Source organism: Mesorhizobium sp. M0938 (genome assembly GCF_040319125.1).
GTDB lineage: Bacteria > Pseudomonadota > Alphaproteobacteria > Rhizobiales > Rhizobiaceae > Mesorhizobium > Mesorhizobium robiniae.
On record NZ_JAMYNS010000020.1, the window covers coordinates 33,861 to 45,168 of the forward strand.

At 63.7% G+C, this 11,308-nt stretch carries 17 protein-coding genes; 12 read left to right on the forward strand and 5 right to left on the reverse strand.

Annotated features, from left to right (window positions below; genetic code table 11):
* Nucleotides 1-52 precede the first annotated feature (52 nt).
* The 6 genes from NKH73_RS27355 (at nucleotide 53) to NKH73_RS27380 (ending at nucleotide 5,259) form a co-directional block, all read left to right on the forward strand.
* Nucleotides 53-1,579, forward strand: coding sequence for a sugar ABC transporter ATP-binding protein (locus tag NKH73_RS27355; RefSeq protein ID WP_352937574.1), 1,527 nt, complete (start codon nucleotides 53-55; stop codon nucleotides 1,577-1,579).
* A gap of 16 nt (nucleotides 1,580-1,595) precedes the next feature.
* Nucleotides 1,596-2,573 carry an ABC transporter permease gene (locus tag NKH73_RS27360; RefSeq protein ID WP_352937576.1) on the forward strand — a complete coding sequence of 326 codons (978 nt, stop codon included), beginning with the start codon at nucleotides 1,596-1,598 and terminating at the stop codon, nucleotides 2,571-2,573.
* Nucleotides 2,570-3,445 (forward strand): MurR/RpiR family transcriptional regulator, encoded by an 876-nt coding sequence (locus NKH73_RS27365; RefSeq protein ID WP_258123232.1) that lies wholly within the window; start codon nucleotides 2,570-2,572, stop codon nucleotides 3,443-3,445. Before NKH73_RS27360 ends, NKH73_RS27365 begins: the two co-directional genes overlap by 4 nt.
* Nucleotides 3,442-4,338 carry a ribokinase gene (locus tag NKH73_RS27370; RefSeq protein ID WP_352937577.1) on the forward strand — a complete coding sequence of 299 codons (897 nt, stop codon included), beginning with the start codon at nucleotides 3,442-3,444 and terminating at the stop codon, nucleotides 4,336-4,338. Before NKH73_RS27365 ends, NKH73_RS27370 begins: the two co-directional genes overlap by 4 nt.
* 255 nt (nucleotides 4,339-4,593) lie before the next feature.
* Entirely contained in the window at nucleotides 4,594-4,911 is a 318-nt protein-coding gene (locus NKH73_RS27375; protein ID WP_352937578.1) for a hypothetical protein, read from the forward strand.
* Between the two features lie 162 nt (nucleotides 4,912-5,073).
* The gene (locus tag NKH73_RS27380) at nucleotides 5,074-5,259 is read left to right on the forward strand and encodes a periplasmic heavy metal sensor (protein WP_352937579.1); all 186 of its coding nucleotides are present in this window, start codon (nucleotides 5,074-5,076) and stop codon (nucleotides 5,257-5,259) included.
* A gap of 47 nt (nucleotides 5,260-5,306) precedes the next feature.
* On the opposite strand, the gene NKH73_RS27385 is transcribed toward NKH73_RS27380, so the two are convergent.
* The 3 genes from NKH73_RS27385 to NKH73_RS27395 are packed head-to-tail and all read right to left on the reverse strand — an operon-like array spanning nucleotide 5,307 to nucleotide 6,554.
* Complete coding sequence (locus tag NKH73_RS27385) at nucleotides 5,307-5,837, reverse strand: Hsp20/alpha crystallin family protein (RefSeq protein WP_352937581.1); 531 nt, start codon at nucleotides 5,835-5,837, stop codon at nucleotides 5,307-5,309.
* 55 nt (nucleotides 5,838-5,892) lie between these two features.
* Nucleotides 5,893-6,357, reverse strand: a complete 465-nt coding sequence (locus NKH73_RS27390) for an Hsp20 family protein (RefSeq protein WP_352937582.1) — start codon at nucleotides 6,355-6,357, stop codon at nucleotides 5,893-5,895.
* A gap of 2 nt (nucleotides 6,358-6,359) precedes the next feature.
* A complete protein-coding gene (locus tag NKH73_RS27395) occupies nucleotides 6,360-6,554 on the reverse strand; it encodes a hypothetical protein (protein ID WP_352937583.1) in 195 nt (64 codons plus the stop codon).
* Between the two features lie 36 nt (nucleotides 6,555-6,590).
* On the opposite strand from NKH73_RS27395, the gene NKH73_RS27400 reads away from it, so the two are divergent.
* Nucleotides 6,591-6,809: a hypothetical protein gene (locus NKH73_RS27400; protein ID WP_023799042.1), complete on the forward strand. Its 219-nt coding sequence runs from the start codon at nucleotides 6,591-6,593 to the stop codon at nucleotides 6,807-6,809.
* A gap of 160 nt (nucleotides 6,810-6,969) precedes the next feature.
* Nucleotides 6,970-7,227 (forward strand): DUF982 domain-containing protein, encoded by a 258-nt coding sequence (locus NKH73_RS27405; protein WP_352937584.1) that lies wholly within the window; start codon nucleotides 6,970-6,972, stop codon nucleotides 7,225-7,227.
* Between the two features lie 51 nt (nucleotides 7,228-7,278).
* Here the strand turns inward: NKH73_RS27405 and NKH73_RS27410 are convergent, their stop codons facing one another.
* Nucleotides 7,279-7,548: an usg protein gene (locus tag NKH73_RS27410; RefSeq protein WP_352937585.1), complete on the reverse strand. Its 270-nt coding sequence runs from the start codon at nucleotides 7,546-7,548 to the stop codon at nucleotides 7,279-7,281.
* A gap of 289 nt (nucleotides 7,549-7,837) precedes the next feature.
* Between NKH73_RS27410 and NKH73_RS27415 the strand changes: the two genes are divergently transcribed.
* The 4 genes from NKH73_RS27415 to NKH73_RS27430 are packed head-to-tail and all read left to right on the forward strand — an operon-like array spanning nucleotide 7,838 to nucleotide 10,764.
* Nucleotides 7,838-8,152, forward strand: coding sequence for a co-chaperone GroES (locus NKH73_RS27415; RefSeq protein WP_352937587.1), 315 nt, complete (start codon nucleotides 7,838-7,840; stop codon nucleotides 8,150-8,152).
* 51 nt (nucleotides 8,153-8,203) lie between these two features.
* On the forward strand, nucleotides 8,204-9,835 hold the full coding sequence (gene groL / locus NKH73_RS27420; RefSeq protein ID WP_352937588.1) for a chaperonin GroEL: 1,632 nt from the start codon (nucleotides 8,204-8,206) through the stop codon (nucleotides 9,833-9,835).
* An 18-nt stretch (nucleotides 9,836-9,853) separates the two neighbouring features.
* A complete protein-coding gene (locus tag NKH73_RS27425) occupies nucleotides 9,854-10,132 on the forward strand; it encodes a hypothetical protein (RefSeq protein ID WP_352937589.1) in 279 nt (92 codons plus the stop codon).
* Nucleotides 10,129-10,764: a DUF982 domain-containing protein gene (locus NKH73_RS27430; RefSeq protein ID WP_352937591.1), complete on the forward strand. Its 636-nt coding sequence runs from the start codon at nucleotides 10,129-10,131 to the stop codon at nucleotides 10,762-10,764. The genes NKH73_RS27425 and NKH73_RS27430 overlap by 4 nt, the downstream gene beginning before the upstream one ends.
* 36 nt (nucleotides 10,765-10,800) lie before the next feature.
* Here NKH73_RS27430 and NKH73_RS27435 read toward each other — a convergent pair whose 3' ends face one another.
* Nucleotides 10,801-11,280 carry a GNAT family N-acetyltransferase gene (locus tag NKH73_RS27435; protein ID WP_352937593.1) on the reverse strand — a complete coding sequence of 160 codons (480 nt, stop codon included), beginning with the start codon at nucleotides 11,278-11,280 and terminating at the stop codon, nucleotides 10,801-10,803.
* Nucleotides 11,281-11,308 lie beyond the last annotated feature (28 nt).

Below are 11,308 nucleotides of genomic sequence, written 5' to 3' on the forward strand. Positions count from 1 at the left end.
GGCCAGAGCATTATTGCTCACGGCTGGCACCCCTGCCCGGAGAATAGAACCCATGTCACCCCGGCTGCAATTCGAGGGCATTTCCAAGGTATTTCCGGCTGTGCGGGCACTCTCTGGTGTGTCCTTTTCGGTCGGCGGCGGCGAAATTCATGGCCTGCTCGGTGAGAACGGCGCCGGCAAGTCGACGCTGCTGCGCATCCTGTCGGGGGTCTACAGGCCGACGGCGGGAAGCGTGCTGATCGACAGCAAGCCGGTGACGCTGAACAATCCGGTCGCCGCACGCGCCGCGGGCGTCGCCATGATCCATCAGGAATTGCAGCAGGTGCCGCACCTCAGCGTCGCCCAGAACATGTTCCTCGGCCATCCGCTGACGCGCGGCGGCATCTTCGTCGCACGGCGCGAGCAGGAACGCCGCGCTGCGGAAGCCCTTGCGGCCATCGACCCAACGATCGATCCGGCAGCGCCGCTCGGCAGCCTGAAGGTCGCGCAGCGGCAGATCGTCGAGATCGCCCGGGCGCTGCTCGATCGTGCGCGCATCGTGGCGATGGACGAGCCGACATCGAGCCTGACGCCGAAAGAATTCGAGCGCCTGGCCGAAGTCATTGCCGGCCTGGCCCGCGACGGTGTCGCGGTCGTCTATGTCTCGCACAAGCTAAACGAGGTGTTCGGTATCTGCCAACGAGCCACCATCATGCGCGACGGCGTCGTGGTCGGGTCCGTGGATCTTGCGCAGGTGTCGGAAAAGGCCGTCGTTTCGATGATGGTCGGCCGCGAGCTTGCCCAGGAACAGCACCGCTCGCACACCTCCAGCGAGGTCAGGTTGAGCGTTCGCGGCCTCGCCTCGCCGACCAAGGTCCATGACGTCTCGTTCGACCTGCATCGCGGCGAGGTGCTGGGCATTGCCGGCCTGGTCGGCTCGGGCCGCACCGAACTGCTGCGGCTGCTGGCCGGCGCCGACCGCGCCTCATCAGGTGCGGTCGAGATCGACGGCAAGGCGGTAAAACTTTCCAGTCCGCGCGATGCCATCGCCGCCGGTATCGGCCTGGTGCCGGAGGAGCGCAAACGCGAAGGCATCGTGCCGCTGCGCTCGATCTCCAGCAATATGGCGCTGGCATCGATGGGCGTGTTCGCGCCGCGCGGCGTCATCGATCACACCAGGCTGAAACGGGTCGCGGCCGAGAAGATGAAGCGGGTCAATCTCAGGCCGTTCCTGCTCGACCGGCCGATCCGGCTGTTCAGCGGCGGCAACCAGCAGAAGGCGATTATCGGGCGCTGGCTGGCGGCGGGAACGCGCATTCTGCTGTTCGACGAGCCGACGCGCGGCATCGATGTCGGTGCCAAGGCGGAGATCTATCACTTGATCGAGGAGCTCGCCGCCGAAGGCCATTCGGTAATCGTCGTGTCGTCCGAGCTTCCCGAGGTGATCCGGCTCGCCGACCGCGTGCTGGTCATGCGCGATGGCACGGTCGCGGCCGAACTCGGCCGGGCTGATCTCAGCGAACAGGCGATCGCGGCACACGCAATACCCCAATCGGAGATTCAGGCCGGCAAGGCGCAAGGCCATCGAGCCGATGCATAACGGACAGGACCAGCGGATGACTGATATAACTGAACACACAGCAGCGCCCCCACGGGCGGATTTCCTGCACCGGTTTTCCGTGCGCGACGCCGGCACGCTGATCGGCCTGGTGGTGATCCTCGCCGTCTTCGGTGCGCTGGTCCCTGGCTTCTTTGCCGAGCGCAACCTGATCAACATCCTTCAGCAATCGAGCATCAACGCCTGCCTGGCGCTGGGCATGACGCTGGTGATTATCTCGGGCGGCATCGATCTGTCCGTCGGGCCGACGGCAGCCCTTTCGGCCGTCATCTCTGCCTCGATGCTGGTCGCCGGCGTGCCGTTTCCGCTGGCCATCGCCGCCGGCTTCGCCATCGGCCTCGTCTGCGGCCTGCTCAACGGCGTGCTGGTCGCCTATGTCGGGCTGCAGCCTTTCATCGTCACGCTGGGAACGCTGAGCACTTACCGGGCGCTGGCGCTGATCTACACCGGCGGCAATCCCGTGCTCGGCCTGCCTGCCGGCTTCCGCGCCATCTTCAACGGCTCGCTGTTTGGATTGCCATTGGCGGTCATCATCGTGGCCGTGGTCGCGCTGATCGCCTGGATCATCCTCAAGAAGACGCCGTTCGGCGAATATCTGCTCGCCGTCGGCGGCAATGAGGAGGCGGCCTACATAGCCGGCGTGCCGATCGCCCGCACCAAGATCGCCGCCTATATGATCTCGGGCCTGCTTGCAGCCCTTGCCGCGCAGATCCTGATCGGCCGGCTGGGTGCTGCCGAGCCCATTCTCGGCAACCTCTGGGAGCTCGATGCGATTGCCGCGGCTGCCATCGGCGGCGCCTCGCTGATGGGCGGCAAGGGCAGCGTGGTCGGCACCATCCTGGGCGCCGTCATCCTCGGCACCATGCGCAACGGCCTGACGCTGATGAATGTCCAGTCCTTCTATCAGCTGCTGGCAACTGGTCTTATAATCCTCGCCGCGATGCTTATCGATCGCGTGACGAGGGGACGTGGATGACCTTGACCAGCCTGGATCTGAAAGCAGTAGGACCGCGGATCCGCATGATGATGCCGCATCTGACGCCGCTCGAGGCCAAGGTGGTGGAAACCGTCTTCGGACGGCGCGGCTTCGACGAGACCATTCCGCTCAAGCAGATCGCCGAAGAGGCCGGCGTGTCGGAGGCGATGGTGGTCAAGATAGCCAAGAAGCTCGGCTTTTCCGGCTATCGCGATTTCCGCACCGCCGTCTACGAATACAGCCGCCTGCCGACCGCCGAAATGCATCAGGAGCTGTCGGTCGACGACAGTTCGGCCGAGATCGTCCAAAAAGTGTTCCGCACCTCGATCCAGGCACTGGAGGAGACGCTCGCCATCCTCGACATGGACGATTTCGATCGCGCGGCCGATCTTCTCTACCGCGCCAAAAACCGGGATTTCTATGGCGTCGGCGGCTCGGCGCAGATCGCGCGCGACGTCTCGCACAAATTCCTGCGCATCGGCATCCGCGCATCGGTCTATGACGATTCGCACATGATGCTGATGTCGGCCTCGCTGCTCGGCGCCGACGACATCGCCGTCGGCTTCTCCCACTCCGGCAACACCAGCGCCGTCATCGACGCCATCCATCTCGCCCGCAAGAGTGGCGCGCGGACGCTGGCGATCACCAACTATGACAACTCACCGCTGGCCGCAGTCGCCGACATCGTGCTGTGCTCGACAGCGCAAGGCTCGCCGCTGATGGGCGAGAACGCGGCGGCGCGCATCGCCCAGCTCAACATTCTCGACGCGCTGTTCGTGGCAGTGGCGCAGCGTGACTACCAGGCGGCAGAGCGCAATCTCGGCCGCACCATGTCGGCGGTGACGTCGAAGCGGCGGGACAGGGGCACATGACGCCGCCGAGACCGCTGGTCACCGTGTTCGGCAGTCTGCATTACGACATCATGGTCGAAGCCCCCGACCGCCCGCGCAAGGGCGAAACCGTCACTGGCCATGCCTGGCAGCCGAAATGCGGCGGCAAGGGCGGCAACCAGGCAGTGTCTGCCGCACGGGCCGGCGTGCGCTCGGTGATGATCGGATCGGTCGGCGACGACGATTTCGGCCGCGCGCTCCTTGACAATCTCGACCGCAACGGCGTCGACCGGCATTTCGTACGGGTCGCGCCTGGCGCCGGCTCGGGCATGAGCGTGGCGATCTTCGACGACGGCGGCGACTATGGCGCCGTGATCGTCTCAGGCAGTAATCTCACCTTGGGTGCGAAGGACATCGCAGAGGCGGCAGAAATGATCGCGCACACTTCGGTGCTGCTGCTGCAGAACGAGGTGCCGGAAGCCGCCAACGTTGCTGTAGCGCGGGCGGTGAAGGCGCATGGCGGCCGCGTCGTGCTCAATGCGGCACCCGCCCGGAAACTGTCGGACGAATTGGTCGCGTTGGTTGATGTCGTGATCGTTAACGCTATCGAGGCGGAATTTCTGGCCGGCGTTCCGGTCGTCGACACGCTCGAGGGTGCTGCCGAGGCGGCACGCATGCTGATCGATTTCTACCCGGCCGCGATCGTCACTGCCGGCGGGGAGGGCGTCGCCTATTGCGACCGTGACGGTCAGGCGTTCGCGCTGGCGGCCATTCCGGTGAAGGTCGTCAGCACTCATGGCGCCGGCGACGAGTTCGTTGGCGCGTTCGCGGCGGGCCTTGCCCGCGGGCTTCAGGTCGAGGCTGCCATCACTGCCGCCAACGCCGCCGCGGCCTTGCTGGTCGCTACGCCGGAACGGGAGCGCGAGGCGATCTGAGGCAAGGGTGCTGAGAGGGGGGCGCGCGCCTTCCCGCCTGGCCCCGGCGGCTTCGACATCGCCGGGGAGCTCTTTGCGGTGCTTCGTCGGCACGCGGCAGATGCGTAACAGCCCATGGAGAGCCATCTAATTGGAGGACGCGGGGTAGGGGTTCGCGGCCTAGGATTGTTGCCGCCCGGTTTACGTGACGACCGGGTCGGTCGTAAACATGGGTATTTTAGTGGAACCTAATTTAAATGACGCGGTTAAGCGTGCATGAGAGAGCATGAAGTCCAGACTGTTACTGAATACCGGATAGCGGGCAATCAGCTGGCCGATGATCCGGTGATCGCTCTCGACATCGCGGAACGGATATTACAGGCGGCCGAGAACGACAGGATTGGCTATGTCGTCGTCCGAGCGGCCCACCCTGCAGTCGACCTCATCGAGAAAAGAGAGCCGCAACAGATCAGCGCTACCACAGGCGTTTTCCGCGATTTTGAAGTTTTGCTGCTTGTTCTCTATGCGGCCTATGCCCTCGTCGTGCTGGGTGTCACCGCTTTCGTGGTGCTGGAATTGGGCCCTGTTCTGTAGGCGTGCCTCGGCACCGATAGAGTTCGACAAAGCCCGCCGCCTTTCGGACGGCGGGCTCCGTTGCCTGGGCGTCAGGGACGCCACGGTAGCGATGTCTCTACCGGTGCTTCCGCAGGCCTTTCAATATGCGGCCGGCGCGCGGCCCGGCGCATCGGCTGAACCGTGCCTCTGGCGAGAGTGCGGGCCAATCTCGCGGCGGTGCAGCAGGCTTCGCCCTTCGACGAAGCGGCGGTGAGGGACGCGATGGCGGCAGTGCGCACTGCCACGACAAACCTTCAGGCGACGATGCAGGATTACCTGCTGACCGCGCTGAAGAACGTCAAGGCCAAGCCGGCCGCCGGCGGCTGATGATATCTGGCGCAGCCGGGCGCGTGCGCGTCCGGCTGCTGATGTCGTTAGTGTTTGCTCTTGCCGGGACCGGCGGCGCTGCTGATGGCGATGCGCTTGGCCTTTGCCTGCGCGCGCTCTGTCTTCGGCAGCGTCACGCTGAGCACGCCATTGTGGAAGGCGGCGTTCACCTTGTCCTCGTCGACCTCGTAGCCGAGCGGGATGCGGCGCTCGAAGCGGCCATAGAACCGCTCGGAGAACTGCCTGTCCTTGTCTTCGGTCTCGGAGCGCTTCTCGCCACGCAGCGTCAGCACGCCGTCATCGAGCATCACCTCGACGTCCTTCTCGTCCATGCCGGGAATTTCGGCGGTCACGCGGATTTCCTTCTCGCCGTCGGAGATTTCAACGCTCGGCCAGCTGCCGCGCGCCGAAAATCCGCTAAGCGACGGCATGCGCGTTTCGAAACCGCGGAAAGCGTCGTCGATCAGGCGGTTCATCTCGCGATGCAACGCCATGAACGGGTCCCGGTCATCGTCGCGATAGAGACTGGGCACCGGACTGTTCTCCCGGCCCCAGGGAATGAGATCACGAATAGCCATTGATGTTCTCCTTTCTCAACTGGTTGTGCCAGGCGGCGCCAGAGATCACCCTCGCTCAGGCGGCCTGCTTCGGCTTCTCAACCTGTCCGGCCTTCGGCGCGCCGTTTTCCCCGGTGATCGTGATGCGACGCGGCTTCATCTCCTCGGGCACTTCGCGCACAAGGTCGATCGTCAGCAGGCCGGTGTTGAGCGAGGCGCCGGTGACCGTTACGTGATCGGCAAGTTCGAAGCGCCGTGTGAACGGTCGCACCGGAAGGGCGCGATGCAGATATTCCACCTCGCCCTGTTCCTTGCGCTCGCCCGAGACGATGAGAAGGTTGGGCTCGTGGCTGATGTCGAGATCGTCTTCGGAAAAGCCGGCGACGGCGATCGTCACGCGATAGGTGTTCTCGTCGCTTCGCTCGATGTCATAAGGCGGCCAGCTGTCGACTGCCTGAGGCGCGTTTTCCAGCAGGTTGAAGACGCGGTCGAAACCAATGCTCGACCGATAGAGCGGGGAAAAGTCGAATGCGGTTCTCATAGCTACATCCTCCATTGAGCAACATAGTACGAGGAACGCCAAAGAGCTTTGGCGCTCCCTGGGTTCTGCCGGCCCCATTCGGCAACCGGCAATTTCGATTTGGTTATTGCCAGCTCGAAATCAAGACCCAGATTCTGTCCCGCTGCCAGATTTTTTGTTGCCAGATTGTAGCTGGTAATGCCGGTTTCAACCTTCATTTGTGGGTCGCGCCGGCACGCCGCATGGAGGATATCATGACCATGACACGCGACGACATCATTTCGGTGCTGGGACCGGTGGACGACGCCGTCATCGCCGACATCGCCTCGACCGGCGCGACGATCGAGGAGTTGCGCGAGGCCTTTGCGTGGGTCGGTGCCGATGAGGCGCTGGTGAATGAGGGCCGCCCTCTGCCGTCGGCAAGGGTGGCGACGCTGATCGGGCTTCTCGAACCGCCTGATGACGACATATAGCCGGCCGTTGCGTCGGGGCAGGGAGGCAAGGATTTGGGCAGGGAGCTCTTGAAGCGCGCGAGCAGACGAACCATCTCGTCCACCGGCGCCGATCGGACATCGGCCGCCTCCTGCTTATTCGAGCATGTTGCTTGCTCTAAACAGAAAGAAGGAGGAAGTGATGAACGACGTCCCATTTTCCGAGCCGATCACGCTCAAGCTGCAATCCGTCGGAGAGCGCAAGGTCGCCAGCAGCTGGGAAGCCATCGAATGTATGCAGCAATGGCCGGAACGGGCGCGCGGCCGGAGCTGGCGCGCAGCCTATCGCGCCTGCCGCGACGCGCTCGACGGTTGGCGCACCGCCCGCGAAGCCCGTACCGCCTTCGTCAAGGCGGCTCGCACGGCTGGACTGCTTGTCAGGGGACGCAAATCCACCTGAACGGCCGTTGCGCGACGGCGCGGATAACGCCCTCTCTCAGCCCCACCGATATCAATGAAGCGTAATGACGCCGTCCACCGCCCGCCATTCGGAGGGCTGGATCAGACGGTGATGGGCGACGCGCACGGAATGCAGCGGGCCTTCGATCTCACGATCCCAATAGTCGAGGAAATCCTTCAGCGTCGGGAAGTCTGGGGCGAGGTCGTATTCCTGCCAGACGTAGAGTTGCAGCAGGCTTGGATGATCGGGCAGGTGGTAGTGGATCTCGGCCGTGGTGAGGCCAAAGCCCTGCATCTGAAGCTGAAAATCCCTGCCGGTCATGTGATGCTTTCCTTTCGAATGAGATCTAGGTCCGAAAAAACGCTACGACTCCACATAGGTTCCGGCCGGCATGCCGGAAAGGCGCGGATGTGCCAGCAATTACAGGACGTTGGCACTCTCATCAGGTGAGTGTTAAAATTTTTTCTCGATGCTCTTGAAACGCTAAAACGGCAAAACTAGTTCGTATGCGCGCGATGCCTGAGCAAGGGTCGCGCACCCTACACCGGACCGTATTGCCGGTCTGGCCGGGGGGGCCTTCGAAAACCTGTTTGTCCAAGAGGAGAACAACATGACGTTCCGTCCGTTGCATGACCGTATCGTGGTCCGCCGCATCGAGGTCGACGAGAAGACCGCCGGCGGCATCATCATTCCTGACACTGCCAAGGAGAAGCCGCAGGAAGGCGAAGTCATCGCTGCTGGTCCCGGCGCGCGCGACGATAGCGGCCAGTTGCAGCCGCTCGACGTCAAGGTCGGTGATCGTATCCTGTTCGGTAAGTGGTCGGGCACTGAGATCAAGCTCAATGGCGAGGACCTGCTCATCATGAAGGAAAGCGACGTGCTGGGCGTGATCGAAGCTGCCGGCGAATTGAAGAAGGCCGCCTGAGCGGGGCCATAATCAGTCAAAGAAGAGCTGCCTATTTGAAGGAGTTATCCAATGGCTGCCAAGGACGTGAAATTCCATACCGAAGCTCGCGAAAAGATGTTGCGCGGCGTCGATATCCTTGCCAACGCGGTGAAGGTGACGCTCGGCCCCAAGGGCCGCAACGTCGTCATCGACAAGTCGTTCGGCGCCCCGCGCATCACCAAGGACGGCGTTACCGTCGCCAAGGAAATCGAGCTGGAGGACAAGTTCGAGAATATGGGCGCACAGATGGTGCGCGAAGTGGCTTCGAAGACCAACGATCTCGCCGGCGACGGCACCACGACCGCGACCGTACTTGCCCAGGCGATCGTTAGGGAAGGCGCGAAGGCCGTGGCCTCGGGCATGAACCCGATGGACCTGAAGCGCGGCATCGACAAGGCGGTCGACGCCGTCGTCGCCGAGCTCAAGGCCAATGCCCGCAAAGTGACCAGGAACGATGAGATTGCCCAGGTGGGCACTATCTCAGCCAATGGCGACGCCGAGATCGGCCGCTTCCTGGCCGAGGCGATGGAAAAGGTCGGCAACGAGGGCGTCATAACCGTCGAGGAGGCCAAGACCGCCGAGACCGAGCTCGAAGTGGTCGAGGGCATGCAGTTCGACCGCGGCTATCTCTCGCCTTACTTCATCACCAACCAGGACAAGATGCGCGTCGAGCTCGATGAGCCCTATGTGCTGATCCACGAGAAGAAGCTGTCCAACCTGCAGGCGCTGCTTCCCGTGCTGGAGGCGGTTGTCCAGTCCTCCAAGCCGCTGCTGATCATCGCCGAGGATGTCGAAGGCGAGGCGCTGGCGACGCTGGTGGTCAACAAGCTGCGCGGCGGCCTGAAGGTTGCAGCCGTCAAGGCGCCGGGATTCGGCGACCGCCGCAAGGCGATGCTGGAGGACATCGCCATCCTCACCGGCGGCACCGCCATCTCGGAAGACCTCGGCATCAAGCTGGAAAACGTGACGCTGCAGATGCTCGGCCGCGCCAAGAAGGTGGTGATCGAGAAAGAGAATACCACGATCGTTGACGGCGCCGGGCGCAAGGACGAGATCCAGGGGCGGATCACCCAGATCAAGGCGCAGATCGAGGAGACCACCTCCGACTATGACCGCGAAAAGCTGCAGGAGCGGTTGGCCAAGCTCGCCGGCGGCGTGGCCGTCATCCGGGTCGGCGGCTCGACCGAGGTCGAGGTCAAGGAGCGCAAGGACCGCGTCGATGATGCCATGCACGCCACCCGCGCCGCGGTCGAGGAAGGCATACTGCCGGGCGGCGGCGTAGCGTTGCTCAGGGCGGCGAAGGCGCTCGATAACGTCCCCGTCGACAATCCCGACCAGAAGACCGGCGTCGAGATCGTGCGTCGTGCAATCGAGCAGCCGGTGCGCCAGATCGCCGAGAATGCCGGTGCGGAAGGCTCGATCATCGTTGGCAAACTGCGCGAGAAAACCGAATTCGGCTATGGCTGGAACGCTCAGACCAACGAGTTCGGCGACCTCTACGGGCAGGGCGTCATCGACCCGGCCAAGGTGGTGCGCGCCGCTCTGCAGGACGCCGCGTCGGTAGCCGGCCTGCTGGTGACCACGGAGGCGATGGTGGCTGAGAAGCCGAAGAAGGAAGCGGCTGCTCCGGCGATGCCCGCCGGCGCCGGCATGGATTTCTGACGCGGGCTTCTGAGGACAATGGCCGTGCCCGCCGACGCGAGGGCGGGCACGGCCGTGCCTGGACTATATGCAGGTGTTGCCATGGACATGATGAACAGTTTTGGAAAGATCGCCGCGCCGACCCTTCCCAGGACCGATTTCAACTATGAAGCGGAGTGCAAGACGGCGCTGGCGCCGATTGTCGACGGATTGCTGGACGCGGTCGAGTCGGCCGGCTGGGATCGCCGCAAGGCGGCCTACACGCTCATGTTCCTGTCGGCTCAGCGATTGGGAGCCGGCAAGGAGGAGCGCAAATGATTGCTGCGCGGATGCGTGAGTGTCTGCGCCTGCTGAGGTGGTCGGAAACAGATTTCGCCGAAGAGGCGGGCTATCCGGTCGCCAAGGCAAAGGCCTGGCTCTACGGGCGTGAACATCCGCCGCTTGGCGTGGTGGCCTGGCTGGAGGCGTTGGCCAAGGTGCACCGGCTGCTGCCGCGGCCGAGCATGCCGCCGCAGCCGGCCCTGTTGCATTCGCTGATCGGCGCTGTCATCCCGCAGGCCGCCCTTAAGGGTCGCAGCGGCCGGACAGTGGAGCCGGGAAAGGCACCAGTTGAGCTTCCAGAGGAGAGTGTCATGGATCGTTCTTCTTTTGAAAAGCCGGTCACCATCCTTACCGGCCTCGGCACACCGACCAAGATAGAAAGCGCGGCTGAAGCCTATGCGCTGCTTGCCGACTGGCCGTCGGCGAGCCGGACGGCCGCGCATGACATCGCAGCAAAGGCCTGCCGGGCCGCAATGAACGGACAGATCGATGCCGAGACGGCGCGGGCGACCTTCGTGGCGTTTGCCCGCCGCAACGATCTTCTCGCGCCGCAGACGAGTTCTACGGTTGCGGGCGGGACGGTCGTCGATTGGGCGGCGCGTTCGCGGCGCGTCAACGCACCGGCGTGAGTGGAAGACCGGTCGCCAACCGCGGGGAAGCATGAACTAAGCCCGTGGCAGCAGCCTGCGCATGATGAACGATGCATGGCCTTCCGCGTCGTGGGACGCGGGCCTGCGCTCGACCACTTCGAACCCGTGCTTGCGATAGAAGGCCAGTGCCCGGTCGTTTCCCTCGATCACTTCTAGGGCGATGCTGGGGATGCCCGAATGGGCGGCAAAGACAGCGTGCAGCATATCGGCGGCCAGCCCCGTGCCGAACTCGCTGTTGTCGATGTGCAGCCGGTCGAGCATGACATCGCCGTTTTCATCCATCTCGGCCATCGCGTAGCCGGCGATCGAGCCGTCCGGCCGTTCCGCAACGAATGACATCTTGTTGTCGTCTGCCAGTTCCGCCGCGATCTTCTGCGGCGTGTGATAGTCGTCCGAAATGCGAGCCGTGGTCTCGGCACCCATGATTGGCGAGTAGGTCCGGCGCCAGGACTCTCCAAGGAGCCGTGACACCGACGGCACGTCCTGTTCGGTCATGGCTCTGATTTTAGTTATCGCTACCTCC

What these genes read in the sequence shown, in the direction of transcription:
- NKH73_RS27385 (WP_352937581.1), bottom strand. Translation starts at nt 5,837, where the DNA reads ATGGCTATTCGTGATCTCATTCCCTGGGGCCGGGAGAACAGTCCGGTG.
- NKH73_RS27405 (WP_352937584.1), top strand. Translation starts at nt 6,970, where the DNA reads ATGAACGACGTCCCATTTTCCGAGCCGATCACGCTCAAGCTGCAATCC.
- NKH73_RS27370 (WP_352937577.1), top strand. Translation starts at nt 3,442, where the DNA reads ATGACGCCGCCGAGACCGCTGGTCACCGTGTTCGGCAGTCTGCATTAC.
- NKH73_RS27430 (WP_352937591.1), top strand. Translation starts at nt 10,129, where the DNA reads ATGATTGCTGCGCGGATGCGTGAGTGTCTGCGCCTGCTGAGGTGGTCG.
- NKH73_RS27395 (WP_352937583.1), bottom strand. Translation starts at nt 6,554, where the DNA reads ATGAAGGTTGAAACCGGCATTACCAGCTACAATCTGGCAACAAAAAAT.
- NKH73_RS27355 (WP_352937574.1), top strand. Translation starts at nt 53, where the DNA reads ATGTCACCCCGGCTGCAATTCGAGGGCATTTCCAAGGTATTTCCGGCT.
- NKH73_RS27410 (WP_352937585.1), bottom strand. Translation starts at nt 7,548, where the DNA reads ATGACCGGCAGGGATTTTCAGCTTCAGATGCAGGGCTTTGGCCTCACC.
- groL (WP_352937588.1), top strand. Translation starts at nt 8,204, where the DNA reads ATGGCTGCCAAGGACGTGAAATTCCATACCGAAGCTCGCGAAAAGATG.
- NKH73_RS27365 (WP_258123232.1), top strand. Translation starts at nt 2,570, where the DNA reads ATGACCTTGACCAGCCTGGATCTGAAAGCAGTAGGACCGCGGATCCGC.
- NKH73_RS27435 (WP_352937593.1), bottom strand. Translation starts at nt 11,280, where the DNA reads ATGACCGAACAGGACGTGCCGTCGGTGTCACGGCTCCTTGGAGAGTCC.
- NKH73_RS27375 (WP_352937578.1), top strand. Translation starts at nt 4,594, where the DNA reads ATGAGAGAGCATGAAGTCCAGACTGTTACTGAATACCGGATAGCGGGC.
- NKH73_RS27360 (WP_352937576.1), top strand. Translation starts at nt 1,596, where the DNA reads ATGACTGATATAACTGAACACACAGCAGCGCCCCCACGGGCGGATTTC.
- NKH73_RS27425 (WP_352937589.1), top strand. Translation starts at nt 9,854, where the DNA reads ATGGCCGTGCCCGCCGACGCGAGGGCGGGCACGGCCGTGCCTGGACTA.
- NKH73_RS27415 (WP_352937587.1), top strand. Translation starts at nt 7,838, where the DNA reads ATGACGTTCCGTCCGTTGCATGACCGTATCGTGGTCCGCCGCATCGAG.
- NKH73_RS27400 (WP_023799042.1), top strand. Translation starts at nt 6,591, where the DNA reads ATGACCATGACACGCGACGACATCATTTCGGTGCTGGGACCGGTGGAC.
- NKH73_RS27390 (WP_352937582.1), bottom strand. Translation starts at nt 6,357, where the DNA reads ATGAGAACCGCATTCGACTTTTCCCCGCTCTATCGGTCGAGCATTGGT.